The 26,715-nt window shown below is 48.8% G+C and carries 27 protein-coding genes and 2 pseudogenes; 24 read left to right on the top strand and 5 right to left on the bottom strand.

The genetic code is table 11. The annotated features are described in order from the left end of the window. Nucleotide 1 precedes the first annotated feature (1 nt). The 24 genes and pseudogenes from AOG36_RS04605 to AOG36_RS04510 all read left to right on the top strand — a co-directional run bounded on the left by AOG36_RS04605 (nucleotide 2) and on the right by AOG36_RS04510 (nucleotide 23,534). Nucleotides 2-2,407, top strand: a complete 2,406-nt coding sequence (locus AOG36_RS04605) for an NADH-quinone oxidoreductase subunit G (protein WP_015106799.1) — start codon at nucleotides 2-4, stop codon at nucleotides 2,405-2,407. Next, nucleotides 2,404-3,393 (top strand): NADH-quinone oxidoreductase subunit NuoH, encoded by a 990-nt coding sequence (gene nuoH / locus AOG36_RS04600; RefSeq protein ID WP_015106800.1) that lies wholly within the window; start codon nucleotides 2,404-2,406, stop codon nucleotides 3,391-3,393. The genes AOG36_RS04605 and nuoH overlap by 4 nt, the downstream gene beginning before the upstream one ends. Before the next feature lie 9 nt (nucleotides 3,394-3,402). After that, a pseudogene (nuoI, locus tag AOG36_RS04595) lies at nucleotides 3,403-4,050 on the top strand (NADH-quinone oxidoreductase subunit NuoI); the annotation flags it as partial. Between the two features lie 169 nt (nucleotides 4,051-4,219). Then, entirely contained in the window at nucleotides 4,220-4,732 is a 513-nt protein-coding gene (locus tag AOG36_RS04590; RefSeq protein WP_015106802.1) for an NADH-quinone oxidoreductase subunit J, read from the top strand. Then, nucleotides 4,732-5,034: an NADH-quinone oxidoreductase subunit NuoK gene (gene nuoK / locus AOG36_RS04585; protein WP_015106803.1), complete on the top strand. Its 303-nt coding sequence runs from the start codon at nucleotides 4,732-4,734 to the stop codon at nucleotides 5,032-5,034. The genes AOG36_RS04590 and nuoK overlap by 1 nt, the downstream gene beginning before the upstream one ends. A 1-nt stretch (nucleotide 5,035) precedes the next feature. Next, nucleotides 5,036-6,892: an NADH-quinone oxidoreductase subunit L gene (gene nuoL, locus AOG36_RS04580; RefSeq protein ID WP_015106804.1), complete on the top strand. Its 1,857-nt coding sequence runs from the start codon at nucleotides 5,036-5,038 to the stop codon at nucleotides 6,890-6,892. A 1-nt stretch (nucleotide 6,893) separates the two neighbouring features. Further along, the gene (locus AOG36_RS04575; RefSeq protein ID WP_053825614.1) at nucleotides 6,894-8,396 is read left to right on the top strand and encodes an NADH-quinone oxidoreductase subunit M; all 1,503 of its coding nucleotides are present in this window, start codon (nucleotides 6,894-6,896) and stop codon (nucleotides 8,394-8,396) included. 9 nt (nucleotides 8,397-8,405) lie between these two features. After that, a complete protein-coding gene (locus AOG36_RS04570; protein ID WP_053825613.1) occupies nucleotides 8,406-9,857 on the top strand; it encodes an NADH-quinone oxidoreductase subunit N in 1,452 nt (483 codons plus the stop codon). After that, nucleotides 9,857-12,205, top strand: a complete 2,349-nt coding sequence (locus tag AOG36_RS04565) for a tetratricopeptide repeat protein (protein WP_015106807.1) — start codon at nucleotides 9,857-9,859, stop codon at nucleotides 12,203-12,205. Before AOG36_RS04570 ends, AOG36_RS04565 begins: the two co-directional genes overlap by 1 nt. A 72-nt stretch (nucleotides 12,206-12,277) precedes the next feature. After that, nucleotides 12,278-13,020: pseudogene (locus AOG36_RS09415) on the top strand (N-acetylneuraminate synthase family protein); the annotation flags it as partial. Between the two features lie 381 nt (nucleotides 13,021-13,401). After that, complete coding sequence (locus AOG36_RS04555) at nucleotides 13,402-13,947, top strand: UDP-N-acetylglucosamine 2-epimerase (RefSeq protein WP_015106812.1); 546 nt, start codon at nucleotides 13,402-13,404, stop codon at nucleotides 13,945-13,947. After that, nucleotides 13,944-14,090: a hypothetical protein gene (locus AOG36_RS09030; protein ID WP_015106813.1), complete on the top strand. Its 147-nt coding sequence runs from the start codon at nucleotides 13,944-13,946 to the stop codon at nucleotides 14,088-14,090. Before AOG36_RS04555 ends, AOG36_RS09030 begins: the two co-directional genes overlap by 4 nt. A gap of 48 nt (nucleotides 14,091-14,138) precedes the next feature. Beyond that, nucleotides 14,139-14,300 carry a glycosyltransferase family protein gene (locus AOG36_RS09025; RefSeq protein WP_015106814.1) on the top strand — a complete coding sequence of 54 codons (162 nt, stop codon included), beginning with the start codon at nucleotides 14,139-14,141 and terminating at the stop codon, nucleotides 14,298-14,300. A gap of 288 nt (nucleotides 14,301-14,588) precedes the next feature. Further along, a complete protein-coding gene (locus AOG36_RS09245; RefSeq protein ID WP_015106815.1) occupies nucleotides 14,589-14,714 on the top strand; it encodes a hypothetical protein in 126 nt (41 codons plus the stop codon). A gap of 53 nt (nucleotides 14,715-14,767) precedes the next feature. Continuing rightward, on the top strand, nucleotides 14,768-14,938 hold the full coding sequence (locus AOG36_RS09020; protein ID WP_015106816.1) for a hypothetical protein: 171 nt from the start codon (nucleotides 14,768-14,770) through the stop codon (nucleotides 14,936-14,938). A gap of 448 nt (nucleotides 14,939-15,386) precedes the next feature. Then, complete coding sequence (dnaB, locus tag AOG36_RS04550; RefSeq protein ID WP_231622572.1) at nucleotides 15,387-16,907, top strand: replicative DNA helicase; 1,521 nt, start codon at nucleotides 15,387-15,389, stop codon at nucleotides 16,905-16,907. After that, on the top strand, nucleotides 16,888-18,147 hold the full coding sequence (locus tag AOG36_RS04545) for a ComEC/Rec2 family competence protein (protein WP_053825612.1): 1,260 nt from the start codon (nucleotides 16,888-16,890) through the stop codon (nucleotides 18,145-18,147). Before dnaB ends, AOG36_RS04545 begins: the two co-directional genes overlap by 20 nt. A 37-nt stretch (nucleotides 18,148-18,184) precedes the next feature. Then, nucleotides 18,185-19,057, top strand: a complete 873-nt coding sequence (gene mqnP / locus AOG36_RS04540) for a menaquinone biosynthesis prenyltransferase MqnP (protein WP_015106820.1) — start codon at nucleotides 18,185-18,187, stop codon at nucleotides 19,055-19,057. After that, nucleotides 19,048-19,596 (top strand): hypothetical protein, encoded by a 549-nt coding sequence (locus AOG36_RS04535; protein WP_015106821.1) that lies wholly within the window; start codon nucleotides 19,048-19,050, stop codon nucleotides 19,594-19,596. Before mqnP ends, AOG36_RS04535 begins: the two co-directional genes overlap by 10 nt. Continuing rightward, nucleotides 19,580-20,101, top strand: a complete 522-nt coding sequence (locus AOG36_RS04530; RefSeq protein WP_015106822.1) for a helix-turn-helix domain-containing protein — start codon at nucleotides 19,580-19,582, stop codon at nucleotides 20,099-20,101. The genes AOG36_RS04535 and AOG36_RS04530 overlap by 17 nt, the downstream gene beginning before the upstream one ends. Beyond that, complete coding sequence (locus AOG36_RS04525; protein ID WP_015106823.1) at nucleotides 20,101-20,898, top strand: phosphatidylserine decarboxylase; 798 nt, start codon at nucleotides 20,101-20,103, stop codon at nucleotides 20,896-20,898. Before AOG36_RS04530 ends, AOG36_RS04525 begins: the two co-directional genes overlap by 1 nt. Next, complete coding sequence (gene nadA / locus AOG36_RS04520) at nucleotides 20,891-21,874, top strand: quinolinate synthase NadA (RefSeq protein ID WP_015106824.1); 984 nt, start codon at nucleotides 20,891-20,893, stop codon at nucleotides 21,872-21,874. The genes AOG36_RS04525 and nadA overlap by 8 nt, the downstream gene beginning before the upstream one ends. Before the next feature lie 5 nt (nucleotides 21,875-21,879). Then, on the top strand, nucleotides 21,880-22,695 hold the full coding sequence (gene nadC, locus AOG36_RS04515; RefSeq protein ID WP_173380415.1) for a carboxylating nicotinate-nucleotide diphosphorylase: 816 nt from the start codon (nucleotides 21,880-21,882) through the stop codon (nucleotides 22,693-22,695). Beyond that, nucleotides 22,695-23,534 carry a thiamine-phosphate kinase gene (locus tag AOG36_RS04510; RefSeq protein ID WP_015106826.1) on the top strand — a complete coding sequence of 280 codons (840 nt, stop codon included), beginning with the start codon at nucleotides 22,695-22,697 and terminating at the stop codon, nucleotides 23,532-23,534. The genes nadC and AOG36_RS04510 overlap by 1 nt, the downstream gene beginning before the upstream one ends. Here the strand turns inward: AOG36_RS04510 and AOG36_RS04505 are convergent. The 5 genes from AOG36_RS04505 to AOG36_RS04485 form a co-directional block, all read right to left on the bottom strand. Continuing rightward, the gene (locus tag AOG36_RS04505) at nucleotides 23,515-23,901 is read right to left on the bottom strand and encodes a hypothetical protein (protein ID WP_053825611.1); all 387 of its coding nucleotides are present in this window, start codon (nucleotides 23,899-23,901) and stop codon (nucleotides 23,515-23,517) included. The genes AOG36_RS04510 and AOG36_RS04505 overlap by 20 nt on opposite strands. After that, the gene (locus AOG36_RS04500; protein WP_015106828.1) at nucleotides 23,901-24,170 is read right to left on the bottom strand and encodes an AtpZ/AtpI family protein; all 270 of its coding nucleotides are present in this window, start codon (nucleotides 24,168-24,170) and stop codon (nucleotides 23,901-23,903) included. Before AOG36_RS04500 ends, AOG36_RS04505 begins: the two co-directional genes overlap by 1 nt. Further along, on the bottom strand, nucleotides 24,148-25,461 hold the full coding sequence (hemL, locus tag AOG36_RS04495; protein ID WP_053825610.1) for a glutamate-1-semialdehyde 2,1-aminomutase: 1,314 nt from the start codon (nucleotides 25,459-25,461) through the stop codon (nucleotides 24,148-24,150). The genes AOG36_RS04500 and hemL overlap by 23 nt, the downstream gene beginning before the upstream one ends. Nucleotides 25,462-25,467: 6 nt before the next feature. Next, entirely contained in the window at nucleotides 25,468-26,022 is a 555-nt protein-coding gene (locus AOG36_RS04490) for a YceI family protein (protein ID WP_015106831.1), read from the bottom strand. A 218-nt stretch (nucleotides 26,023-26,240) separates the two neighbouring features. Continuing rightward, nucleotides 26,241-26,609, bottom strand: a complete 369-nt coding sequence (locus tag AOG36_RS04485) for a hypothetical protein (protein WP_015106833.1) — start codon at nucleotides 26,607-26,609, stop codon at nucleotides 26,241-26,243. Between the last annotated feature and the right edge of the window lie 106 nt (nucleotides 26,610-26,715).

The following is a 26,715-nucleotide window of genomic DNA, read 5'->3' as shown; positions in this document are numbered from 1 at the left end:
CATGCCAAGCATAGAAATAGACGGGCAACAAGTAGAGTTTAGCGAGGGGCAGACCATTTTAGAAGCGGCGCGCAGTGCCGGAGTGTATATCCCCGCCATTTGCTATTTGAGCGGGTGCTCGCCCACGGTGGCTTGTAAAATGTGTATGGTGGAGGTGGAGGGCAAAAGGGTTTATGCCTGCAACACCAAACCTAAGCCCAACACCAAAGTCGCCACGAAGACCCCTGCTTTAGTCGCTGAGCGCCAGATGATCATGCAAACCTACGATGTCAATCACCCCCTAGAGTGTGGGGTGTGCGATAAAAGCGGCGAGTGCGAGTTACAGGACATGACGCATAGAACCTTAGTGGATCGCCAGCCCTTTAGTGTGCGCGACAATCTAAAGCCCTTCGCCTTTTGGGCACAAGCGTCTTATGACCCCAATTTGTGCATCATGTGCGAGAGGTGTGTCACCACTTGCAGCGACAACATAGGCGATAGTAATTTAAAGGCGAGCAAGGCGAATTTACACGCCCCCGACAAATTCAAAGAGAGCATGCCCAAAGACCCCTTTAGCGTGTGGAGCCGCAAACAAAAGGGCATGATCGCCTTTGTAGGCGATGCCCCTTGCTATGACTGCGGGGAGTGTATCGCCGTGTGCCCCGTGGGCGCGATTGTGTATAAGGATTTTAGCTATAAAGCCAATGCGTGGGAGCTAAAGCATATAGACTCGACTTGCATGCATTGTGCGGCGGGGTGTTTATTAGATTATCAGGTGCGCCACTTTGACACTTTGGGCGAAGAGCAACGCATTTTTAGAGTCGGCAACGACTTTTATCACAACCCCATTTGTGGGGCGGGGCGCTTTGGCTTTGATTTGCACGCTTCAAGGGGGGGTAGCAAGAATATAGATCAGGCCGTACAAAAGCTTAAAGAGGCTAAGGCGGTGTATGTTGGAGGGGATTTAACCAATGAAGAGGCGTATTTATTGGAACAAATGCGTCGCATTTGCAACTTTAGCATACATAATGAAAAACTTTACACCTTCCAAGAGTTTTTAGGCGTGTTTAGCCCCAAGTGGCACGACTTGAAAGATTTAAAAAGCTCTGGCTGTGTGCTCTCTTTGGGCTCAAGACTGAAAAATGAAAACCCCCTACTAAGATATGCCCTAGCCAATGCCCTAAAGGTGAATAAGGGCACAAGCTTTGTTTACGCCCATCCGTTAGAGGATTTAGCCCTTGAGAAAATGAGTCGCAGCGTGGTGCCTGTGTGCCATAGTGTAGGGGCAGAGGAGATCATTTTAGGGGCGTTTCTCTTAGCTTTAGGGGTGAGTAGCCCGAGCTTAGAGAGTTTGAAAGCGAGTGTGGTTGTTGAGCCTGGGTCTGCAGAGACTGCAGAGACTATAGAGCCTGCAGAAGTTGCCCAGGGCATAGAGGGCGAAACAAAGCCCGAGCCCAAAAAAGCCGAGCCCAAACCCCCCGTATATGCCATGCTAGAAAATGCCAAACTCGACAGCTCCACTTATGAAAAAATCAAAGCCCTGATGGAGAAAGCCCCCAGTGTGGCTTTGTTGATAGGGCCTGAGATTTACACCCACCCCAAAGCTAAAAACATCGCTTTAATGTTGCAAGAGGCAAGCAACCTAGAGAAATTAAAAATCTTTTTAATCCCTCCAAGTGCGAATGCCCTAGGCATTGTGTCGCTTTGCACCTTAGAAAAAGACAGCCACGCTGGCCCTAGTGTGGGGGTGCGTGCCAAAGGGGATTTTGTGCTCGATAGCGATTGTGTAGATATAAACGGAGTGGCGCAAAACGCAGTAGATTTTATTTTACCCAGTTTTAGCCAAATGGAGGCGAGCATGGTGAATTTTGAAGGGCGGGTGCTTGCTTTACGCCCTGCTCTTGCCTATGAAGGGCTAGATTTTGCCGACATCGCGCAGCACTTTGGCTTTTATGGAGAAACTTTAGCCGAATATACCCACGAATTGCCCCAAGAAAAGGGCTTTTTAGGCGTCGCCTATGACGATTTGACAAATTTTTACGCCAATGACAAGAGCAACCACAGGGGCTATAAGCTTAAACACACCCTAAAACAAAGCACAGAAGCTAGCCAACCTATAAGCCCCCTAGAAAGTGCCCTAGAGTTTAACGCTTATTTGCAATTTGCCGAAACGCAGTTTAACACCCACACCCTAAAGAGCCAAAACCTCCAGCTCAAAGAGGGCATTTACACTTCTAAGGCACATTTAGAGAGTTTGGGGCTAGAAGAGGGGGCAACCATTTGCCTAAGAAGGGAGGGGCACACACTCACGGGCAAAATTTACATCGATCACAGCCTAAAAAGTAGCGTGTTTATGGTGAGCCCGAGCCTAGATACTAGCGGGGTGTTTAGCAGTCCCTTTGAAACCTTAGAATGGGAGCGTGCATGAGTGCCGAGATTGTAGAAACTTTGATCAAAATCTTAGTGGTGGTCTTAGTCTTTTCGGGGCTGGGGGCGTTTGGGACTTATTTGGAACGCAAAGTCTTAGCCTATTTTCAAAGGCGTTTAGGCCCCACTTATGTCGGCCCCTTTGGGTTGTTGCAAGTGATCGCCGATGCGATCAAACTTTTCACCAAAGAGGACATCATCCCACAGCACGCCAACCGCTTGATTTTTTCCATCGCTCCTGTCATCGCTATGGTGAGCGCATTTGTGAGCATGGCACCCATCCCCTTCTTTGGCGATTTTCAAATCTTCGGGCACACAATCAAGCCCATCATCTCCGACATCAATGTTGGGTTATTGTTCTTTTTGGCGGTGGGCTCGGCGAGCATTTACGCCCCCTTGCTTGCGGGCTTGGCATCTAATAGCAAGTATTCTTTAATCGGGGCGGCAAGAGCGACCATTCAGCTCTTAAGCTTTGAGGTGGTGAGCACCCTAACGATTTTAGCCCCCATCATGGTGGTGGGCTCTTTGTCTTTGGTAGAAATCAACCACTACCAAGAGGGCGGGATGTTGCACTGGTTTGTCTTCAAGCAGCCCTTAGCCTTCTTTTTGTTCTTGATCTCTAGCTACGCAGAGTTGAACCGCACGCCCTTTGACTTGTTAGAGCACGAAGCCGAGATTGTGGCAGGCTTTTGCACGGAGTATAGCGGTTTGCGTTGGGGCATGTTTTTCTTAGCCGAATACGCCCATTTATTCGCCTTTTGTTTTGTGATTTCTTTGATTTTCTTTGGGGGTTACAATGCGTGGGGCTTTATCCCAGGTGGCATTGCGATTTTAATTAAAGTGTGTTTCTTTGTGTTCTTGTCCATGTGGGCGCGCGCGACCTTCCCCCATGTCCGCCCCGATCAACTCATGCGCATGTGCTGGAAAATCATGCTCCCTTTAGCCCTAGTCAATATCCTAGCCACCGGGCTTATCATCTTAATTTAGGAGGAGTGCATGGGCAAACAAACCTATAAATGGCTAGACCCTAAAAAGCCTAGCCCTAAACTTTTAGACACGCTCAAAACGAGCTTTGGGCTAGAGCTGTTTAAAGGCTTGGGGCTGACCATTAAAGAGTTTTTTAGTAAAGAGGTTACGATACATTATCCTATGGAGGTGTTGCCCTTAAGCCCTAGATATAGAGCCGTGCACCACTTGCAAAGGCTTTTGGAGTCGGGCAATGAGCGCTGTATCGGGTGTGGGCTGTGTGAAAAGATTTGCACGAGTAATTGTATCCGTATCATCACGCACAAAGCAGAGGACGAGCGCAAATACATCGACAGCTACACCATTAACTTAGGGCGGTGCATTTATTGCGGGCTGTGTGCCGAGGTGTGCCCCGAGCTTGCCATTGTGATGGGGCAGCGCTTTGAAAACAGCAGTGAACAACGCGCGCAATTTGGAGGCAAATCAGAGTTCTTAACCGACATACAAAGTGCCAAAGACCACAGCCATGTCGAATTTGCCGGCTTTGGCGCACCCAGCACGAACGCCAATGCACGCCTAGCCCAAACCCCCCTAGATTACGCCCTTAAAGAGGAAAAGGCAGAGGAGGTTAAAAAAGTTAAAGAAGAGGGCAAAAAAGAGGGGGCTAAAGAAACGCCAGAGGTTAAAGAGGCGAAGGAAGTGAAGGGGGAGGTTAAAGGAGAGGTTAAGGAAAATAAGGAGGGGGCAAAAGAGGCGAAGGAAGCTAAAGTTAAAGAGGCACAGGAGGCACAGGAGAACAAAGAGGGGGTAACAGAGGACAAAGAGAAAAAAGAGAAGGAGGAGAGCCATGTTTGAGAGCATTGCCTTTTATATCTTTGCTGCCCTAACTCTTGGCATGGCGTTTGTGGTTGTTACGACCACGAATATTTTATACGCCATGACCTCTCTAGCGGCGGCGATGGTTTTTGTGTCCGCCTTTTTTTTCCTCTTGGACGCGGAGTTTCTAGGCGTGGTGCAAATCTTAGTCTATGTAGGCGCGGTGGTGGTGATGTACGCCTTTGGCATGCTCTTTTTAAACACCTCACAAGAGGTGCAGGAGCGTAAACACGCCCCCAAAATCCCCGCCCTGCTAGCCATTGCCTTAGCGGTGGTGTTGGTGGCTTTCTTGGGCGCGCCCTTTGTGGCGCATTACGCGCACAATTTACAAGAGAGCTTGAACCCCGATTTAGACACTTCCAACATAAAGCTCATTGGCTTTGTGCTTTTTACTAAATACCTAGTCGCCTTTGAAGTGGGGGCGTTCATGCTCTTGGTCGCCCTAGTTGGGGCGATGGCGAGCGCACTTAAGAAGGAGAATTGATGCTTACCCTAGCGCATTATTTGGTCTTTTCGGCTTTGCTCTTTAGCGTGGGGCTCTTTGGCATTCTGCGGCGCAAGAACATTTTAATGCTCTTTTTTTCTACAGAAATCATGCTCAATGCCGTCAATGTTGCCTTTGTGGCGATCGCCCACTCTTTGGAAAACATTGATGGGCAGGTGTTCGCGTTGTTTATGATTGCTGTGGCGGCAGCAGAGGTGGCCGTGGGGCTGGGGCTTGTGATTTTATGGCATAGAAAACATAAAACCCTAGACATAGATACCCTAGCGCGCATGAGAGGTTAGCATGCAGGATCATATATGCGCGTCTTTGGTGTTAGAAGCGGTGTTGTTCTTGCCCTTAGCGGGGGCACTTTATGCGGGCTGTTTTGGCACTTGCCCCAAGAGCTTGCAAGTGGGGGTCATTAACTCTAGTTTGCTAGGGCTTGCCTTCCTGTGTGCGTTGTATCTACTCAATGTGAGCTTGCACCACCAAATGGTGCAAGCTAGCCTATTTGATTGGATGGTCTTAGGCGGCTTTAGCGTGGGCTTTTCCTTTGCGCTTGACCCCATTAGCGCGGTGATGATTGTGGTGGTTACTTTGGTGTCTTTCTTGGTACATGTGTATTCGATCGGGTATATGCAACATGACAAGGGCTATAACCGCTACTTTAGCTACCTCTCGGGCTTTGTGTTCTCTATGCTCGTTTTAGTGCTTAGCGATAACTTCTTAGGACTCTTTGTGGGCTGGGAGGGCGTGGGGCTGTGCTCTTACTTACTCATTGGCTTTTGGTATCAAAAAACAAGCGCGAACAACGCCTCCATTGAAGCCTTTGTAATGAACCGCATTGCCGACCTTGGCATGCTCATGGGGATTTTATGGGTGCAATGGACCTTTGGCTCGGTGAAGTACAGCGAAGTCTTTAGCAACCTCTCTAGTGCCAACCCCCATACACTTTATGGCATTGGCTTATTGCTCTTTATTGGGGCGGTGGGTAAAAGCGCACAATTTCCCTTACACACTTGGCTAGCCAACGCGATGGAGGGGCCCACGCCTGTATCGGCCTTGATCCACGCCGCCACCATGGTTACGGCTGGGGTGTATTTGGTGATCCGCGCGCACCCCTTGTATAGCGCATTGCCTGGGTTGGGTTATGGCATTGCTTGTTTAGGGGCGTTTGTGGCGTTGTTTGGAGCAAGCATGGCACTAGTCAATAAAGACTTAAAACGCATTGTAGCTTACTCCACCCTCTCACAGCTGGGTTATATGTTTGTGGGGGCGGGGCTGGGGGCTTACTGGATTGCCTTGTTTCACCTTTTCACCCACGCCTTTTTTAAAGCCCTGCTCTTTTTGGGGGCGGGCAATGTCATGCATGCCATGCACGATGAACTAGACATTAGCAAAATGGGCGGGCTTTATAAACCCTTAAAAACCACGGCCATTTTGATGGGGCTCGCGTCCTTAGCCCTTTGTGGGCTCTACCCCTTTGCCGGCTTTTTCTCTAAGGATAAAATCCTAGAAGTCGCCTTTGCCACAGGCCACCATGGGCTCTTTTTAGCCCTACTGATTGGGGCGCTTTTTACGGCGTTTTACAGCTTTCGGCTCTTAATGCTTGTGTTCTTTGCTCCCAAAGTGCATGCGATCGATCATCCCCACGAAGCCCCTGGATTCATGCTTGTAGCGATGCTGCCCTTAGCCATTTTAGCCGTAGTGGCAGGCTTTTTTGAGCATGGCTTTTTTCATTTTGTCTCAAAGGCGATTAAAGTGCCCTCTTTTGCCGATTACCCCGTGCCTAAAATGCTCTTATTGGCTCTTACGACCATCGGGGTTTTACTCTCCATTGCTTACGCCGTGCAAAAGTATAAAAAAGGCTTTGGCAACAAAGAGGGCGGGTTTTTCTACCGCTTGCTTTTAAACCAATACTATATCCCGGCTCTGTACATTGCCATCTCTCGGGCATTTTTGGGCTTTGCCTTTTGGGTATGGCGTAAAATTGAAGTGCGCATGCTCGATGCCTTTGTGGATACCATCGCCAAAATCCCCACTTTAATCGGGCAAATGCTGATCCCCTTGCAAAGTGGCAATTTGAGCGGAGCTTTAAGGCTCATGGCTTTTGGGGTGGTGGTGATCGTCTTTGTTACAATGTTAAGTTTTTGGAGTTAGTATGGACGCACTTTTGCCGCACCACTTTTTAAGCGTGTTGATTTTCTTCCCCATTGTGGCGTGTTTGCCCCTATTTGGTTTGAGCGAAAAGCACGCCAAGCCCTATGGGGTTTTAATCACCGCTCTTGAGCTCGCCCTTGTCGTGGGGTTGTGGGTGCTGTTTGACAAGGACACGGGGGTGATGCAATTTGAAGAGTTTGCCAACCTTGTTAGGCAAGTGGGGATCAACTACCATGTGGGCGTGGATGGGATTTCTTTAACTCTACTGCTTTTAACCGCCTTCATTTTATTCTTGCTCGCCTTGTATGTGAGTAAACACATTAAAGATATGCTCATTTGTATCCTGCTTTTGGAGGGCATTTTAATGGGGGTTTTCACTTCCTTAAATCTCATTTTCTTTTATGTCTTTTGGGAAGTGTCGCTCCTACCCGTGCTTTACATGATTGGGCGTTATGGCGTGGGGCCTAAAGTCTATTCAGGGCTTAAATTCTTCCTTTATACCTTTTTAGCTTCGCTTTTTATGCTCCTAGCAATTTTATACTATGCCTATGCCTGCAGCCTTGCGCTTGAAACCCCCTTTAATTTTGATTTAGAAACCTTCAACAGCGTGGTCCTGCCCCCCCAAGTGCGCTTGTGGGTGTTCATCGCCTTCTTCGTGGGCATTGCGGTGAAAATCCCCATTTTTCCCTTCCACAATTGGCTGCCCTACGCCTATGGCAACGCCCCCGTCGTTGGCTCGGCGGTGCTCTCGGCTCTGCTGTTAAAAATGGGGACTTACGCCATGGTGCGCTTTTTATTGCCCTTGTTTCCTAATGTGGTGTTGCATTACTTTTTGCCTTTAAGCGTCTTAGCCCTTTTAATGGTGCTTTATGGCGGGCTCTTAGCAAGCGCACAAAAAGAGATGAAACGATTGATCGCCTATAGCTCCATGTCGCACATGGGTGTGGCGGTGTTGGGGCTGTATGCGCTCAATGTGGAGGGTGTGGGGGGTGCCATCTTTACGATGTTTTCACACGGGTTGGTGAGTGCTGGGCTCTTCATGCTCGTGGGCGTATTGTTTGATCGCTATCACTCTAGTAAGATTGTCGCCTTTAAGGGCGTGGCGCATTTGATGCCGAGCTATGCGGCATTTTTCATGGTGCTCTTATTGGCCAATGTGGGCATGCCCCTTACAAGCGGTTTTGTGGGCGAGTTTTTAAGTCTGCTTGGCTTTTTTAAAAGCTCTCCCCTCATGGCATTTTTAGCGGGGACGACCATTATTTTATCCGCCATTTATATGCTGGTGCTGTATAAAAAAGTGTTCTATGGCGCACAGCCTTCAGGGCATTATGCGCTTAATAAAGCCAAAGCCCTGACTTCCCTAACCTGCAGCGAAAAAAGTGTGTTGGCTCTTTTAGTGGCGGCGGTGCTGTTTTTAGGCATTTACCCTAAGCCCCTGCTTGCCCCCATTGAGCAGAGTGTACAAGTGCTCTTAGAAAGCCTACAAGGGCGCATCAATACCTAAGGAAGAACAATGAATCCCTTGATCTCATCTCTTATGCCTGAGTTGGATTTACAAGTGCTCATGCCTCTGTTTCTGTGTGTGGGGGGTGGGATTTTCTTGCTGCTCTTGGATTTGAAGGGCTTTTCTAAACCTTTGAGTGTGGCGATCGCGGGGCTGGTCCTTGCTTCTAGTGTGCTATGGATCGCCTTTTATAACCCCCCCACAGATAGCGCGGGCGATTTTTTAACCGATGGCGCATCTTTGAGCGGGCAGCTTTTCATCGCTCTTGCAAGTTTGCTTTTATTGCTCTTAGTTCTAAGTAAAGAGAAGTTTAGCGAGTTTGAAACCCCCGAGTTCTACCCCCTCTATCTTTTCATGGTCGGCGGGTTTATTCTCATGGTCTCCACAGATCATTTATTACTGATTTTGCTTGGGCTAGAGAGCGCGTCTTTAGCGATGTGTGTTTTAATGGCGATCAATTACAAAAGCACGGGGATCGAAGCGGCGATCAAATACTTTAGCTTGAGCGTTTTGGCGGGGGTGTTCTTTGTGCTGGGCGTGGCTTTGCTCTATTTGCTCACGGGGCATTTAGATTTAAGCGGGGTGGGCGATGGGCTAAGGAGCGCGTTTTTCCACCACGAGCCCAAAGCCCTACCCTTGTTTTTTGTAGCTTTGGCGTGCATGCTAGGCGCGCTTGGCTTTAAGGTGTCGCTGGTGCCCTTTCACACTTGGATGCCCGACATTTACGAGGGCAACAATCCCGTATTTGCCGGCTTTATCTCCATTGTGCCTAAAATGGCAGGGTTGGTGGTGCTTTTGCGTGTGCTCTACGCCTTCTTAAACACCGAGTCCTTTGTCATTGAAAACCTCTACACAGCTTTAATCGCGCTCACGATCACGATTCCCAATGCTATGGCACTCTTGCAAAAAGATGTCAAGCGCATGATGGCCTACAGCTCGATCTCGCATACAGGTTTTGCTTTGGCGTGCGTGGTGGATGGTGCGGGGGCGTTGTTTAGCTATTGGCTTTTATTTTTGATCACCAACATTGGGGCATTTGCGATCTTGTGGATGGTCACCAACCAACAAGACGCGAGGCACAACAGCTACACCTACCCTTATGAGCGCTTCAATGGCCTGATCCAAACCAAACCCCTGTTGGCGATTTTAAGTGCCATTTTCCTATGTTCGCTCGCAGGCATCCCGCCTTTTTCTATGTTTTGGGGTAAAGTGATGGTGTTAGAGCAGGTGATCAGCCAGCACCAAGTGTTTTTGCCCATCGTGATGGTGTTAAACAGCGCGGTGAGCGCAGTCTATTACCTGCGCTTGCTTGTGGCGATGTTTTTTAAAGCCCCCACTGCCACCCCCCCAAATGCCACAAACGCCACCCCCGCCCTTTATGGTGTCAGTACTACCATGGCGCTCTTGTGCATATTTTCCGTCTTTGTGCTGCGCCTTTATTTAAACTCTAGCCAAGCTTGATGTTGCGCCTATTTGCTCTTTTTTGCGTCTGCTTGCCTTTTTTGCACGCCCTTGATTTGAGCGTGACCAAGGGTAGAGAAAAGGATAAAGATTTTGCCACCTTGACACTTACTAACGATAAACCCTTTGCATGTGAGCTCATAGCATACCCTTCTGAAGAAATCATTTGCACGATCAACTCCACACCGAAAATAGGCTTCATGCCCTTTGAAACGGAGTTTTTTAGCGTGTCCTACACCATGCAAAATTTTATTTTCCACCTACACATCAAGCCAAAATTCAAAGAAGCCTTGTTTGCTCTGCCCTACGACTACAAGCAGAGCATTCCGATCCAAAAGCTCAACCTGAAAGAGTCTAAGGTGTGGCAGGTCGTGGGTTTTCATCAAAAAATCCCTTTTTTAACCCCCAAAAATCCGCAAGGATCCGCTAAGGTGGGGCTGAACTTCCCCATCCTCATCCAGGGTGCCCAAACGCCCCTCATCCAAGAGCTCGATGTGGACAACAAACCCCTCACCTACACGAAGGGCTTGGACCTAGAGGAGTATTTGGCTTTAAAGGAACTCATCAAAGATGGGTCTTATATGGAAGCGTTAGAAGCCATTGGGCGGATTTTTAGGCTCTATCCCCACACCATTTTTAAAAAAGACCTGTATTTTTACGAGATTGTCGCTCTCAGTCGACTCAAGAAAAAGCAAGATTTGGCAATCCAAGTCGCCTCCCAGTGGCTTAAACTCTTCCCCGCTGATCCCCAAGTCCCCTATGTCCTTTACATGCTTGGCGATATCTACAGCCAAATCAACTACACTGCCCAAGCTGCCCAAGCCTACAAGCGCATCATCAGCGAATATCCAGATGACCGCTACGCTGCCCTAGCCCAAATGCACCTGGCCCAGCAGGTTGCCAATGGGGGGGATAGCCCTGGAGCTTCTAGGCTCTTTCAGAAGGCCTACAGCAGTGCTAAAGACATCGAGAGCGCGAGCCAAATCGCCTTCAACTGGGGGCTGTTTGACCTCAACAATGGAGCCAAGAACGCTACTTTGATCTTGAGCAAAGTCATTTACGGCAACCCCGAGTACTTTATGCAACACCCTATCAAATCCTACGATTTGCTCATTGCCCTAAAAACCCATTCTTTCTTTGATCCGGCAATCAAGATCGCAACCTTGCTCTCGCACCAAGACAACGACAAAAATATCCAAGAAAAAGTCGCCTTTGAACTAGGCTTGCTTTATGCTAAGAACAACCAGCCCAACGAAGCCCACTTCGCCAACTTGGAGTATTTAGACAACTACACAAATATGATCCACATCACCTTAGTGAAATCCAGGGATGAGCAGGTCCTCTTTGCCATGCACGGCGGCTATCAAGAAAAAATCCAACGCTACGACCAAATCTTGAAAGACTACCCTAGAAACTCCAATGAATACCAAAAGGCCCTCGAGTACAAAGCCGAATTGCTCTTAGAACACCGCTATTACTCCCAAGTTTTAGATCTTAATCTACCCCAAAACTCATCCGCCCTGCAAGATGCGTTGTTGCAACTGGAGCGGCAGGCTTTAAGGGAGGGCGACTGCAAAAGTTTCAACACCTATTTGGTGCGTATGGAGAAAATTAACCCTCACGCCCTAAGCGATGAAGAGCAAATCGAGGCGTTTGATTGTTTGTATGAGGGGGATCTTTACGACAAGGCAGGCATCTTTGCCACCTCAGCTTTAAAAAACAAACCTCTCAACAAACTCCCTTGGCTCTATAGACAAGGGCGCAACCTTTATGCTTTAAACGACTTTGCTAACTCTTTGCTAGCCTCTAAAGATGCCCTGAACTTGGCCCATGTAGACAACCAGCCCAAGTACGACGACATCGCCTTCACCGTGTTCTTAGACTATATGAAAACCAATAACCCCCAGGAGGCCTTTAAAATTTACCCAAAGCTGCAAGAAGAGTTTAAAGACGATGAGCGCATGATCGAGGTGTATGCCCTGCTTTTAGAGAGTGAAGAGAAGGGCAAGAACAACCCCACCACCCTAGAGCTCTACGCTAAAAGTTTGCTCTCTTTGCAACAGCACTATGAAAACAACAGCTACACCCCCTACGCCCAAAACCAACTCATCAGTGCGCTCAGCCGTGAGGGCAAAGTTGAAGAGGCGTTAAAACAAAGCGATGCCCTGCTTGCCCTCAAACTCCAGTCTAAAGATCGCCAGCGCGCCCTTTACAACAAGGCGACTTTGCTGCGCCAAAAGGGCGATAAAGCAGGAGAGAAAAAAGCCTTTGAGACCTGCATTGCCATCAAAAAGCCCTCGGCATGGAGGGATTTATGCCAGCAGGCCCTGAATTTATTAAAGCCTTGATGCGCTGCACCGGGGCTTCATCAATTCAAGAAAGCCCGGCATGCCATTTAATCTAGACACAAGGTGCGTTGGCATAGAACACCCCTCCCAGAGGATGAAATGAGCCCGCTGGCTAAAGAAGTTATTCCAGGCAACAGCCCCCGCTCCATTTATGAGATCATGCAAAAATGCTCCCTAAGCCCTAGAGAGGAAAGAGAGTTTAAAGAGTATTAGAGAAGCTGGGGATGATCGACCTCTCCACCCCCTTTAGCTGTGCAGCAGCGAATTTCTTAGAGAACATCGGGGGCGTGGGCTTTAAGATCGGCTCGGGCAAAATGAACAGCACTCCCCTTTTAACCCACATCGCCGCCTTCAACAAGCCTATGATCATCTCCACCAGTATGAGCCTCAAATCCGTTGAAGAGAAGGTCCCCCTAGCTTTAATACACACCACCAACAACAACGCCTGCAAGGGGGCGATCGCTTCAACTTGGTCGAGCGGCATTTTACAGATTCTAAGGATCGTGAGGGGCCAAATGTTATCTGTTCTATGGCCACAAGAGGCGGCGGACTTGGTGTAAAGCGCGTCTGAGTTCTTTTTGATGCGTGGGGGGTCTTAAGACCCATTTAGAAGAAAAGCAGGTTACAAGAGATTTTGCTTTTGCACCATAATCGCCACAACCAACATGGCCTCTGGCGAGAAAATCAGTAGAGAAAATGCTTAGGCGAGGTGCCCGGGCACAAAAGGGATTTTAGCCAAAGACTATAAAAAGACTCACTTGGTTAAGATGTTCATCCCCCAAGATAGCCACATTTGTGCTGAAATACCCTTATGAAAAAACACCTTGTTTTTGTTACCAACAGCCGTACCGACTCAAGCTAAAGCCCCTCATCCAAGCCACAGATGCGCTAGAAAAGGGCAACTTAAAGCACCCCTAGCCGGGCAAATCACTTATTCTATTTTCGTGTGTGGCATGCATCTTTTAGCGGTATGGCAGCACCTTAGCTTGTGCCATCGTGGGGAGTTTCAACTCCATTTTAAGCACCCACATTGATGGCAGGGAGCTTAGCGGCACGCGCGCCCTAGGCAAATTTTGCTACAGATGGTGGGCGGGATGAAAACATCTTTGTGATCGGCTCTAGCGGCATTGATGTGATGCTGGGCAATTTGTCCAGTTTCGCTCAAGTGGAGCAACACTGCCACCAAATCGCGCCCTTTGGCGGGTAAATACGGCATTTTCCTTTACCACCCGGTGGTGAGCGAAATTGCAGACCTACCGCACACCATTTACGAAATTTTGGATGGTTACAAGCTTGTGGCCAATGAGAGGCAAAACTTCGTGTGCATTTACCATAACAACGACCTAGGTTCAGAGGCGATTTTAAACGCCCTAGAGACCTTGCAAGCCCACCCCAATTTTGTGTGCTTTTTGCGCATGAAATTTGGATGCTTTTTAACTCTACTCAAAAACGCCGAGTTTATCTTGTACAATTCTAGCACCGGTATTAGAGAGGTGGGGGTGTATGGCGTGTCTTGTTTGAATCTTGGTAGCCGCCAGCACAAACGCAGCAACGCCAGCCCCACATCACACAGGTTAAAAAGGAGTGTGCCACGCCATTTTAGAGGCGATTTTAACAAGCAAGGCCACATCACGCTCCAAAGCCACCTACCATTTTGGCACGGGTGCAAGCGTAGAGCATTTTTTAAACGCCCTAACGCCCGAAATTTTCAACACTCCCACGCAAAAGTATTTTGTCTATGACGGCTAAAATCCTTGCCTACATCCCTACTAGAAGCAGCTCTTTGGGCAAACACAAGAACATCAAGGAGTTTAAGAGGTTGCCCTTAATGGTACACACCATTTTAGCCGCCAAAGAGGCGGGTATTTTAGCGAGGTGTTTGTGAGCACGGATAGCCAAGAATACGCCCACATCGCTAAAAGCTTTGGTGGTAGTGTGCCCTTTTTTGCGCTCTAAAGAAGCTTCAAGCCACAGTGCCCCCACCATCAGCGGGTTTTTAGAGGGCTTGGCCAATCACCAAAAACTGGACTTAAGCTTTGACTTTGTGGCGGTGTTGCAACCCACATCCCCCTTAAGGGACGCAAGAGACATCTAAAAGGCATACCAACTCTTTTGCTTGCAAGGCCAGCTCCCTTGCCAGCGTGCATTTAGTGCGTGAGCACCCCCTATTTATGCGTACCTTACACCACCACCGCCTAAAGCCCTTGTTAAAGACTCCAAGCTCCGTGCGCCGCAAGATTTAAAACCCTACTAGTGGGTGTTTGGCCTACAAATGTATACGGCAACGAAATCCTAAAGTGTAAGGAATACGCCCTACAGTACACCTATTACCACCGATGCAGTGTTTAGTCCCTTCAGTGCCTCCTACCACAAGAATGGAGGTTTGGCGGCAAGTTTTCAAGAACAGTACAAGTTGTTGTGCCTCTTGCACGCGCGCCATCTTTTAGATGAGCACTCCACCAACATCCCCTACACCTACGAGTTTTTATCCACCCTAAAACCCTTTTAGACCTACACACAAAAGCTCATAATTTCTATAATCAGCAATTCATAGGAGCGGTCATGATGCTCATTTGTATAATTACTTTGGGTTATCAAGAAATTTATTTAGCTGGGATTGATTTTTACAGCACCGGATTGGGGAATTTTTACAAAGACCAAAGCCGCTTTTTAGTGTGGAAGAAGCCCCATCCACGACCAAGAGCTAGACAAACAAGCGATTGGAATTGCTAGAAACTACGCCCAACTTTACGCCCTAATGCCAAACACCCCCTAGCCCAAATTTTGCCCTAAGCCCACATCAAAATGCCCTAAGCATAGAGACCAAAGAGAGACTCGAACTTAGCAAGCAAAGCTAGAAAGCTCCATCAACGGCATCGTTTTGTACACCAAATACACTAAAAACCCACGCAAAAGGGCGGTTTGGGGGTTTTAGCAGCCAGAGGGGTATTTGCAGACAATGTTTTTCTCAAATCTCTATGTTTTGTGGGTTTGGTGTGCCAAGACTTTTATAAATTCACCATTCACCCGGGCGGCTTTGGCTCTTTTAAAGCCCAAGAACTTTAAAACCATCTTCAAGCACAAACCCATCCTCTAGCACCCCTCTTAAAACATAAGCCAATCCATGTTAGAATCCGCCTTTGTGTTTTGAACCCAATTTTCTTTCTTTGGAGGGGTATTTGTGGATACGGCGTTGAGTGTGGACGAGGACTTGATCTTCATGGAGAGGGCAGTGCTCTCTGCCCTGTTAGACAGCCAACAATTTGAGGAATTTGCCAGCCGACTTAAAAAAGAAGACTTTTCTAGCCCCGCGCACGGCGCACTCTTTGAATTTTGTAACCAACTACACACCGAGCAAAAGCCCCTGAGTGCCTTATTTTTAGCCAAAAAGGCACAGGGTAACCCACAAATCCTAGACGCACTCGCCCTTGTGATGCAAACCAACCCCCTAGCCAACCTAGAGGTCTATATCCACACCATGAAGGAGGCATCCACCAAACGCCACCTCATGCGGCTAGCCTTACACATCCGCGAGCTGTGCCAACAAGACCGCCCGAGTGCCGACATCTTAGATGGCATTGAACGAGGCCTTTATCAAATCTCTTTAGACAATGTCCAAACGGGCTTTAAGGACATGCACCGGGTGATTAAAGACACCCTGCAAATGATCGCCGATGCTAAGGCACGGGGCAATGAGAAGATCATTGGTGTAGACACGGGTTTTTTTAAGCTCAATGATCTGACCGGGGGGTTTTCGCCAGGAGACCTCATCATCATCGGGGCGCGCCCGAGCATGGGCAAGACCAGCTTGGTATTAAACTTTGCTAAGACCACTTTAGATCACAACCAAGGCGTGGCGATTTTCAGCATGGAAATGGGGGCGGAACAGTTGATGATGCGCATGCTCTCTTGCTACACAAGATTGCACCTACACAACATCAAAATAGGCAATTTGAGCGAAGCCGATTGGAAAACCTTGATCGAGCACACCAACCAAATTTACGACAAGCCCCTTTACATTGATGATAACTCGCTCTTAAACATCCGCCAAGCTCGCTCTAAATTGCGTAAGCTCAAGCATGAACACCCCGAAATTGCCTTAGCCATTATTGACTATCTGCAACTCATGGAGGGCGAGGGCGGCGAGGGGAAGAATAGCCGCCACGAGGATGTCTCCAAAATCAGCCGGGGGCTAAAGACTTTAGCTAGAGAGCTTAACATCCCCATCATTGCCCTATCTCAGCTCAACCGCTCTCTAGAGAGCCGAGAGGACAAGCGTCCGATTTTATCTGACCTTAAAGAAAGCGGTTCGATCGAGCAGGATGCTGACCAAGTGATGTTTCTCTACCGCGACGCGGTGTATAAGCACAGAGAACACAACGACCGGGTGGCAAAGTTGCGCAAAGAGGGCAAGGAGGAGGAGGCTAAAAAGCTTGAAAGGCAATACAACGAAGAACGGGATGCACAGGCCGATAAAAGAGAGCAAGCCGAGATTATCCTAGCCAAGAACCGCAATGGGGGGATTGGCACCGTGAAGGTGCATTTTGACAAGATTTACACCCGCTTTAGCGACATCCCAAGAGAGGGCGAGCAGATCCAAGGCGACATCACCCCCACGAACATCAGCATGGGCGAAGTGCCAAGCAACCTTAGCATGCCAGATCCCCTTGGGAGCGGTGTTGATGAACATTGCCCCTTCTAACCACCCCATCCCCCTGCTGCAAACCCCTAAAGAAAAAGCCCTTGCTTTAATCTTCTTGCTTGCCCTTTGCGTGCTCTCTTTTGGCCTAAAATACCGCCAATACCAAGCCTTTTTAAGCCCCAAGCCCCTAGAGTTGTACGCCCAGGTGCTTTTGCAATATGCCAAAAACGGGCATTTTGTCTTAAAGTTAAAAGACAGCCACAGCAATTCTTTTTACACCATCAGCAATGAGGACATCAAGGACTTGACCCACCACTTCGTGCGCGCGTGGGGCAAAATGGGGCGTTGTTCCTTTTGGCAGTTTCTTAAAAGTTGCTATTTTCACACCTTGAAACTTTCCCTAGAGAACAAGAGCGACCCGGCCGCTCCGTGGCGTGCCTTCATCAACCAACAGCACACAAACCCGCTTATGGCAAACTTTTACCGCACTTTATTTTTGGCCGACCCTTTGGATAAAAGTTTAAGGCAGCTGGTGGTGGGCTTTGGGGTGAGCCCTTTAATTGCCATCAGCGGGTTTCATTTGGGGATTTTAAGCGCGTTTTTCTTTTATCTTTTGAGTGTACCTTATCAATTCTTGCAACAACGCTATTTTCCTTATAGAAACCGCTATTTTGACTTAATGGCGGTGGTGCTAGGGCTTCTCTTTGGGTATTTGATTTTGCTGCATTTTCAGCCCGCTTTTTTACGAGCATATATCATGGCTCTTGTGGGCTTTGGGCTTGTTTATGGAGGGCTCGAGCTTGTGAGCTTTTGGCTCTTAGGTCTAATCGCGCTTCTTTGCCTTGCATTATTTCCTAATTTTGTGCGCTCCGCCGGGTTTTGGCTATCCGTGGGCGGGGTGTTTTATATCTTTCTCTTTATCAAATACATGCCCAAAATGCCCGCGTGGCTCTACGCCCTGCTCTTTAATGCCAGCATCTTTATTTTAATGTTGCCCCTGGTGCATTTTTTCTTTACCCCCTTTGGGCCCACGCAACTTTGCGTGATTCTGCTCTCCTTTGTGTTCGTGGTGTTTTTCCCCCTCGTGTTGCTTCTACACGCCCTGCATTTAGGCGATTTGCTAGACCCCTACTTGCTCTCTTTAGTGCGCTTGCCCTTGCATTTAAAAAGCGTTTCTACCCCCACTTGGTTTTTATGCGCCTATGTGGGCTTGTCGCTGGTGGCGGTGCGCTTTCTTTGGGCGGGGGTGGGCGTGAGCGTGGTGGGGGTGGGCTTTTTGCTCTATCTGTTGATTTTGTAATTTTATGTTAGAATAGAGGCTTTTAAAGAGGTTTTTAATGTTAGAAAAGCTCAAGCTTTTAGGCTATTTGGTGGCGATCGAGCACACCATATTTTCAGGCATGTTTATTTTAATCGCCCTTGTGGTGGCCGGCTTGCAGGCGCGTTTGGGCTTGCTAGAGAGCGTGCAGACTTTGTTTTTATGCGCTTTGGCCCTGCTCTCTGCGCGCAACTTTGCCATGGGCTTTAACCGCTTGGCTGATCGTAAATTCGACATTAAAAACGAGCGCACCAAGAACCGCCCGAGCGTGGATGGGCGCATTTCGCTCCCCACTCTGCAAGTCTTTTGCGTGGCTAATGCTTTGGGCTTTGTGGGTGTGAGCTATGTCATCAATGCCCTAGCCTTTAAACTCTCCCTGCCCTTTTTGGCGATTTTAGCCGGCTATTCTTATATGAAACGCTTTAGCTATTTGGCGCATTTGGTGCTGGGGGTGTGCTTGGGGCTTGCACCCATTGCGGGCGTGGTGGCAGTCCTTGGGACGATTCCGCTTTGGAGTTTGTGGCTGGCTTTGGGGGTGGCCTTTTGGGTGGCGGGCTTTGACTTGCTTTATTCCTTGCAAGATATAGAGTTTGATCGCAAAGAGGGGCTTTACTCGGTGCCCGCGATTTTTGGCGCACAAGCCACGCTGTGGGTGTCTAGGGTGTGCCATATTCTAGCCGTGCTCTTTTGGGCTCTTTTTGCCAAAAGCGCGCACCTAGGGAGTGTGGCGTGGCTTGGCGTGGGGGTGTGCCTTATGATTTTAATTTACGAGCAGTGGCTGGTGCTCAAAGACTTTAGAAATATCCCCAAGGCGTTTTTTGTGACGAATGGGTATTTGGGGGTGGTGTTCTTGGGCTTTATCCTCGTGGATAGGGGCTTGGCTTGGATTTAGAGGCGTGCAAGCGCGCTTGCGCAAACTTTGGCTTTTACACCCGCCTTGTGGCGGTCGCCCTGCCCCTAGAGTTTGCCCCCTTAAGACCTGAGCACGAAAGCGAGTATTTGCAACTGGGCGGGGGTGCTGGGGGCTTTAGTGCCCCGTGGGAGGTTTTTTATGGCAAGGATAGAGAGGACATTATTTTTAAAGCCTTAAGCGAGATTTACCAAAAGTTGGAGCGCATCGAGCGGTATTTGCACGAGCAAGATAGGGTGTATGTAAACCTAGAGGGAGTGGGGATGATTGGCTTACTAGGGCATGGGATCTTGGGCGTGGCAGATGGGGGCTTTACTGAGGGCGGGCTGTATTACATGCGCACTAAATTGCCAAAAATTCCCTATAAAAGACTAGGCTTTGTGGCGAGAGCCTTTGCGCCTACACTGCTTAGTGTGGAGCGCATGCACGCAAGCGATATTAAAGATTGGGACAGCCACATCGCCCAAAGCGAATTGGAAAGTTTAAATGAAAGAAAGGCCGCGCATGGAATTGAGCTTTAACGAACTAATGTGGATTGTGGGGGGAGGGGTGGTTTTGGTGTTTATATGCCTAGTCGCTTACAGCCATTTAAAGGACAAAGAGTTTGCGAGCAAAACCAAGCAACTAGAAAAAGCCCTAGACACCATCAACCAAGAGATTTATAAAATCCGCAAGTGGATCCAAGAAAACGAAATACAAGCCGAGTTCAACGCATCCAACATCAGTGCCAATGTCAAAAACGAGGTTAACAACAACCTAAACACGAATTTAACCAATCTTTACACCCACCTACAAGAAATCCAAGACACCATGCACAAGGACAGGGACTATTTGGAGGAAAAGATCATCGTCTTAGAGAATAAATTTAAAGAGCTGGGGCATTTTACCCCGGGCAGCGATGACATTGACGAAAAACGGGTGATACAACTCTTTCAAGAGGGGCACAGCATCGACTCCATTGCTAAGGAATTGCGCATCAGCAAGGGGCAGATTGAATTTGTCTTAAAATTGGCGGATTTGCAGTAGTGGCCCAAAGCAACACCCTCTCCAAACTCTTTGGCAAGTTTGCAAGGTGCGCCTTTCTCCCCCCTATCCAAAGGTTGATCAACCTTGTTTATGTCCGCTTGTTTAAGATTGATTTGAGCGGTTTTGCTCCCCTAAAAAGCTACCCTACGCTCAACGCCCTTTTTACACGAGCCTTAAGCACTCCCCGCCCCATTGACACGAACCCCGCCACGCTCATCGCCCCTTGCGACAGTGCCATCAGTGCTTGCGGGCCGGTGCAAGACAATTTGGCCCTACAGATTAAGGGCATGAGCTACCGGGTTAATGAGCTTTTAGGCAAGAGGGAACAATTGACAAACTACAGCTATTGTAACTTTTATTTATCGCCCAAAGATTACCACCGCTTCCACGCTCCCTGTGATTTAGAAATTATGGAGGTGCGCCATTTTTGCGGGGAGCTTTTGCCCGTAAATACCCCTGCTTTAAAGAAACACCAAAAGCTTTTTATCCGCAACGAGCGGGTGGTGGTGATGGCAAAAGATGCCCGCGGACAGGTGTTGTACTTCGTGGCGGTGGGCGCGCTCAATGTGGGGCAAATTGTATTGAATTTTGACATGCACATCCACACCAACGCCAAAATACACCCAAAGCCTAAAATCTACCCCTACGACCCCCCCATTGCGCTACAAAAAGGGGAAGAGTTGGGGCGTTTTGAAATGGGCTCTACTATTGTGCTTTTCATGCCAAATGTGGCGTTAAACACGAGCGTGGGGCAAAAAGTGCTCTTCTCCACGCCCATAGGCACGCTGCATGCGTAGCGCGCAGATCAAGCAACTTTTAAAAGATTTAGACGCGCTCTTGGTGGCGCATTTTTACCAAAAAGACAGCATCGTAGAGCTGGCCGACATCACGGGCGATAGCCTAGAGTTGGCTAAAAGAGCAAGTGCGAGCCCTAAAAATTTAGTCGTCTTTTGTGGGGTGGGCTTCATGGGGGAGAGTTTAAAAATCCTAGCCCCCCAAAAGGAAGTCATCATGCCTAAACTGGCGTGTTGCTCTATGGCGCGCATGATCGAGGGGGCGGACTTTGACAAGAGCCTAGAAACCTTGCAAAGCTTGGGCATCAAAAAGGTGCTCCCCATCACCTACATTAATTCTAGTGCCCGCATTAAGGCAAAGGTGGGCAAGGCGGGGGGGGTTGTTTGCACGAGTGCCAACGCTTTTAAGATTTTTAAGCACGCTTTAGAGGCTAAACAAAAAATCTTTTTCTTGCCCGATCGCTGTTTGGGGCTGAATTTAGCCCGTATGCATGGGCTCAAAAGCGCGACTTTAGGCATGGATAGCCCAAGGGACATTAAAGAGGCTGAGGTCATTTGTTACAATGGCTTTTGTGCCGTGCATCAGCTTTTTAAGCCCAGCGACATCGCCTTTTTCCGCCAAAAATACCCCGACATTCTCATCGCCGTGCATCCCGAGTGCACCCCTGAAGTCGTGGAACTTGCCGACTTTGTGGGCTCTACAAGCCAAATCATCCACTTCGTGCAACACCTGCCCCTAGAGCAAAAGGTCGCCGTGGGCACAGAAATCAACTTAGTCAAACGGTTGCGCCCCAAGAACACCTTTGTGCTCTCCAGCAGTGTGCCCGAGTGCCCGAGTATGAATGAAACCACTCTAGAGGATTTGTTTAGCGTTTTAAAAGCTTATAAAAACCACAGCCCTTATAATACAATCAGAGTAGAGCCTGAAGTGGCTAAATGGGCGCAAATTGCCCTAGATAAAATGATGGAGTTGTCCTAATGGATTTGCAGATACGGGATTTTTTAAAGGATTGTTTGGCAGAGGATTTAGGCTCGGGGGATTTATTCGCCCGTTTAGTGGGGGCTAAAGAGGTGAGGGCTTGTGTGCTCTCCAAAGATAGCGGGGTGTTCTCAGGACAGGTTTATGCCACCGAGCTTTTAGAAATGTTTGGGCTCAAATATGCGTGGAAAATCCAAGATAAAGAGAGTTTTAGTCCTAAACAAATTTTATTAGAAGTTGTTGGGGATTGGCGTTTGCTCCTACAGATCGAGCGGGTGCTTTTAAATATTCTGCAACACAGCAGTGGGATCGCCACCAAAACGGCTAGCTTTGTGCGCCTTGTTAAAAGCTTGCCCATCAGCCTATTAGACACGCGCAAAACCCGCCCGCTTTTACGGGTGTTTGAAAAATATTCGGTGCGCAACGGAGGTGCAAAGAACCACCGCATAGGGTTAGACGACGCTTTAATGGTGAAAGACACGCATTTAGCCCACATCGTAGATTTACACGCCTTCATCGCCAAAGCCCGCCAAGAAATCCCATGGACAGCTAAGATCGAGATCGAGGCAAGCAGTGTTGAAATGGCGTGTGCGGCCATGCAGGCGGGGGCGGACATTGTCATGTGCGACAACATGCAGGTGGAGAGCATTCAAGAAGTCGTGGCAGAACGCAACCAAAATCACCCCCTAGTGCTCTTAGAAGCCAGCGGGAACATCACAGAAACCAGCGTTTTAGCCTACGCTCAAAGTGGGGTGGATGCGATCAGCAGTGGGGCACTGATACACCAAGCGGTGTGGGTGGATTTTAGCTTTAAACTCTAGTGGATTTAGAGGCACATTTTTTAAACGCCCTCGCCCAAAGTGGGGTGGTGTGGGGTTTGGGCGATGATGCTGTCTTGCTAGACACTTCTCAAGCCCTTTACATGCTAGATCTGTTTAGCGAGGGGGTACATTTTAAAAGGGAGTGGCTCAGTTACGCCCAAATCGGGTATAAAGCCATGTGCGTGAATGTCTCCGACTCTATTGCGATGGCAGCGTGCCCTAAATACGCCTTGTTGGGCATGCAACTACCCAAGGGGTGCGCTTTAAGCGAAATGCGGCAATTGGTCGCAGGGATCGCTAAGGCATGCCAAGAATTTAAAATTAAAATTGTGGGGGGGGATACCACGCTAGGCAAGGACTTAAGTTTAAGTGTAACGCTCATTGCCAAAAGCTCTAAACCTTTGGAGCGCACCAAAATACACCCCAAAGATTTATTGGTGCATACGGGCACACTCGGGCAAAGCTACAAGGATTTAACCACTTTGCTTAGGGGGGGCAAGGTGTCGCCTAAGTCTAAATTTATCCGCCCACAGCTTAAGAATTTGCTCGGCTTTATGTTAAGCGTGCGTCCCCTTGTGCATGCAGGGCTAGACATTTCAGACGGGCTACTTGCGGAGTGCAACCGCTTATCCAAACTCAATAAATTAGCCTGCAAGCTAGACAAGCCCCACAACAAAGCCTATTTGAGTGGAGAAGAGTATGAATTGCTTTTAAGTATCCCCCCAAAGCACAAACTCGCCTTGCTTAGGCGTGCCAAGCAACACCGCATAAAATTAAACTTTGTGGGGGTGGCTAGGCGTGGGCTTTCACACTACCGCCCTAAGATTTGGCACGCTTAAGGGCTTGTAAGAGCAACACTCCCACCAAGCACGCCCCAAGCCCCACAAAGTAAGCTATAGGCATCAAGAGTTTGGCATGCAACAAGCCAAACAACCCCCCCAAAAACACGCCATAAGATAGGATTTTGAGCCACCCTAGCGAGATTTGCACCCCCAAACCGAAGGCAAAAAACTTAGAGGGCGTGGGTTCTTTGGCGGTTTGTAGTTTGTTTTTCAGCTGTTTGTAGCCGGCCAGCAAAATCAACAAAAAGCTTAAAAACGCCACTTCAAAACTCAGCACCCCAAGCCCTTGAAAACGCCAAAACACCCCCAAAGCACACAGCACATTAAAACCCAGTAAGAGCAAGGCACATAGATAAGAACACATTAGGGGAGTTTGTACTTGGGGTCGTTAGCCAGTTCGTCTAACTCTTTTTTGGTTTGTTTGTAGGCTTTATAGACATTTAAAATCGCAGCCCCCACGCCCCAAATAACGCCTAGCCAAAAGAGCCACGCCAGTCCCGTTAATTTTACCAAGCCATAGCCCGCCCCAATGCCCAGCAAAAGAGCCACGACTATGGAAATGCCAAGACTCAAGGCATTTGCCCCCTCAACCACGGGTTTGAATTTGGGTTTAGACTCCGTGTTGGAGCTCATAAAAACTCGCTTGCGCCTTGCCTAGGCAGGCATCGATGATAGAAGAATCCATTGGGCTGCAAATGAAGCTTGTTTCAAAGGCGGAGGCGGGCAGATACACGCCCTTTTGCAACATTTTTTGGTGGAAGTTTGCATAAAGGGCAGTGTCCGACTGCTTCGCGTCTTCAAAGTTTTGCACTTCTTTATCGCTGAAGAAAAAGCCAAACATGCTCCCCCTGACACAAGTTTGCAGAGCAAAATTGCAAGAGTGGGCGATTTCTTTGAGCCCATCGCAAAATTGCACAGCCAAGGCTTCTAGGCGTTCATACAGCTTGGGCTGTCGTTTGATTTTCTCCAACGCCACAATACCTGCTGCCACCGCTACGGGGTTGCCGCTTAAAGTCCCGGCTTGATACACCCCACCCATGGGTGCGAGCAAGTCCATGATGTCTTGCCGTCCGCCAAAGCAAGCTAGGGGCAGCCCGCCACCTATGACCTTACCAAAGGTGACTAAGTCGGGGACCAAGTGATGCCAGCCCTGCGACCCGCTGGCACTTGCCCTAAACCCGCTCATCACCTCATCAAAGATGAGCACCGCCCCCCTCTCTTTACAAAGCTCTTGCAAGCCTTGCAAAAACTCTAAGGTGGCGGGCACCAACCCCATGTTGCCCGCAATGGGCTCGATGATCACACAGCCCACATTGCCCGCTTCAAAGCACGCCTTAACGGAGTCTAAATCGTTGTAGCGGGCGACTAAAGTGTGCTTGCTAAAGTCGCTAGGCACGCCTAGAGAGGAGGGGTTGCCAAAGGTGGCGCACCCACTGCCGGCACTCACCAACAAGCTGTCGCTGTGCCCGTGGTAACAGCCTTCAAACTTTAAAATGTCGTCTTTGCCACTAAACGCCCGTGCTAGGCGGATGGCACTCATGGTGGCTTCTGTCCCACTGCTCACCAAACGCACCTTCTCCACGCCCTCATAGCCCGCCACAATCTTTTTTGCCAAAGTGGTTTCTAGCTCTGTGGGTGCGCCAAAGCTTAGCCCCCTTTGCAAGGCGTTGATCACTTGCTCTTCGATCTCGGGATCGGCATGCCCAAAGAGCAGGGGCCCCCAACTCTGTACAAAATCCACATAGGTGTTGCCATCCACATCAAAGAGCGAGAACCCTCGCCCCTTAAAGATAAAGGGGGGCACACCTCCGACACTCTTAAACGCCCGCACGGGGGAATTGACCCCGCCTACAATCACCTGTTTGGCTTCGTTAAAATCATTGATGCTGTGCAAGAGCGGATGCTCCAACTCTTTTTTCGTCATCGTTGCCTATTCTTTAACGGGGGCTTTAAAGCTGATTTCGACTTGCGACCAAGTGAGTTTTTCATGCTGTGCACTGCATTTTTCGGCAAGTTTGGCAAACTCTTTTTGCAAGCCAAATTCTAAAATATCGAGCACACCCGTAGCCACGAGCTCCTTGTTCTCAATTTTATAGCTCATGGGCACTTTCACACTTTTGCCATTCATGCGCACACTGGCCAAAATCGTGCCCTGTTTGTCGCCCTCCACCACATTCCTAAAAATGACTTTCAGCGTTTTGTCTTTAAAAAGATCAAAAAACGCTTCTTTGACATTTTTAGTTTTGGTTGCATCGTGCAGATCCAACTGATCAGCATTGATGGTTGCGCTCGCCTTGTCTAAGGTTTTGGCAATGCTAGAGGTGTCCTTGCCAAAATGATACATCACATGGTTAAAGGTCCCTTTCACGCCCGCTTTATGCGCCGTTTTAAACGCCGTAAACTCCATGCTCGCCTTGCTCGTGTCTAAAGTGGCCGCGTGCATCAAACCATACGCCAAAAACATGCCTAATGCTAATTTTTTCATCGTCTCTCCTTCAAAATTTAGACCCGCCTATGATAACATGAAAACAAGATTTTTAAAGGGTTTTGGCCGTAGCTTGTGGTATGTGTGCCTTTAAAGTGGTGCAAAATACACAAAAACAAAAATCAACCCCAACCCCCTAAAAAGGGCGGGGCAACCCCCAGTGCTAGAGCGGCTAGGGGGCGCGTCCTTTTAGAGTCTCTCTTGGAGCACTCAACTGGCTAATCTGCTTTAGGGCGGGCAGAACCTTGAACCCTCACGCACTTCATCCCCAAAAGTCCATAGAACCAAGGCCAAATCTCTTTTTTAACCACCGTATTAACCAACTCCCACTCTTTTCTAGCGACTTTGACACGCCCCCTATACCCCTGAGCTGCTATGGCATCTGCGGTGGCTTCAGAGTGGGCGGCTTGTGCCCAATTATTCGCCTGACTTTGGGCTTGCTGCAAGGCTTGCTGTTTTAAATCATCCGCGGGACCATAGGGCCAAGTGAAGTAATCACAAGCATACCCGTAAACGGTGTGCATCTCTCCCGTTACGGGCTGGTTGGGTTTGATCTCTGCAATCTTAGTCGTACAACCTGCAAACAAGAGGGCGGCTATCGCCCCCCCCCCCCCCCCCCTTCACCAAAAAAAAACGAACAACACCAAAAAAAACCCCCAAAAAAAAAAAAAAATCACACAAACCGCACAACAC

It is taken from the genome of Helicobacter heilmannii, assembly GCF_001283065.1.
In the GTDB taxonomy this organism is placed as follows: Bacteria; Campylobacterota; Campylobacteria; order Campylobacterales; family Helicobacteraceae; genus Helicobacter; species Helicobacter heilmannii.
The sequence above is the reverse complement of the archived record's forward strand: the minus strand, read 5'-3'. Positions and strand labels throughout refer to the sequence as shown.

Bases quoted from the DNA above. Each gene is read 5' to 3' on its own strand.
- AOG36_RS04605 (WP_015106799.1), top strand. From the start codon at position 2: ATGCCAAGCATAGAAATAGACGGGCAACAAGTAGAGTTTAGCGAGGGG.
- nuoH (WP_015106800.1), top strand. From the start codon at position 2,404: ATGAGTGCCGAGATTGTAGAAACTTTGATCAAAATCTTAGTGGTGGTC.
- AOG36_RS04590 (WP_015106802.1), top strand. From the start codon at position 4,220: ATGTTTGAGAGCATTGCCTTTTATATCTTTGCTGCCCTAACTCTTGGC.
- nuoK (WP_015106803.1), top strand. From the start codon at position 4,732: ATGCTTACCCTAGCGCATTATTTGGTCTTTTCGGCTTTGCTCTTTAGC.
- nuoL (WP_015106804.1), top strand. From the start codon at position 5,036: ATGCAGGATCATATATGCGCGTCTTTGGTGTTAGAAGCGGTGTTGTTC.
- AOG36_RS04575 (WP_053825614.1), top strand. From the start codon at position 6,894: ATGGACGCACTTTTGCCGCACCACTTTTTAAGCGTGTTGATTTTCTTC.
- AOG36_RS04570 (WP_053825613.1), top strand. From the start codon at position 8,406: ATGAATCCCTTGATCTCATCTCTTATGCCTGAGTTGGATTTACAAGTG.
- AOG36_RS04565 (WP_015106807.1), top strand. From the start codon at position 9,857: ATGTTGCGCCTATTTGCTCTTTTTTGCGTCTGCTTGCCTTTTTTGCAC.
- AOG36_RS09030 (WP_015106813.1), top strand. From the start codon at position 13,944: ATGACGGCTAAAATCCTTGCCTACATCCCTACTAGAAGCAGCTCTTTG.
- AOG36_RS09020 (WP_015106816.1), top strand. From the start codon at position 14,768: ATGATGCTCATTTGTATAATTACTTTGGGTTATCAAGAAATTTATTTA.
- AOG36_RS04545 (WP_053825612.1), top strand. From the start codon at position 16,888: ATGAACATTGCCCCTTCTAACCACCCCATCCCCCTGCTGCAAACCCCT.
- mqnP (WP_015106820.1), top strand. From the start codon at position 18,185: ATGTTAGAAAAGCTCAAGCTTTTAGGCTATTTGGTGGCGATCGAGCAC.
- AOG36_RS04530 (WP_015106822.1), top strand. From the start codon at position 19,580: ATGGAATTGAGCTTTAACGAACTAATGTGGATTGTGGGGGGAGGGGTG.
- nadA (WP_015106824.1), top strand. From the start codon at position 20,891: ATGCGTAGCGCGCAGATCAAGCAACTTTTAAAAGATTTAGACGCGCTC.
- AOG36_RS04505 (WP_053825611.1), bottom strand. From the start codon at position 23,901: ATGTGTTCTTATCTATGTGCCTTGCTCTTACTGGGTTTTAATGTGCTG.
- AOG36_RS04500 (WP_015106828.1), bottom strand. From the start codon at position 24,170: ATGAGCTCCAACACGGAGTCTAAACCCAAATTCAAACCCGTGGTTGAG.
- hemL (WP_053825610.1), bottom strand. From the start codon at position 25,461: ATGACGAAAAAAGAGTTGGAGCATCCGCTCTTGCACAGCATCAATGAT.
- AOG36_RS04490 (WP_015106831.1), bottom strand. From the start codon at position 26,022: ATGAAAAAATTAGCATTAGGCATGTTTTTGGCGTATGGTTTGATGCAC.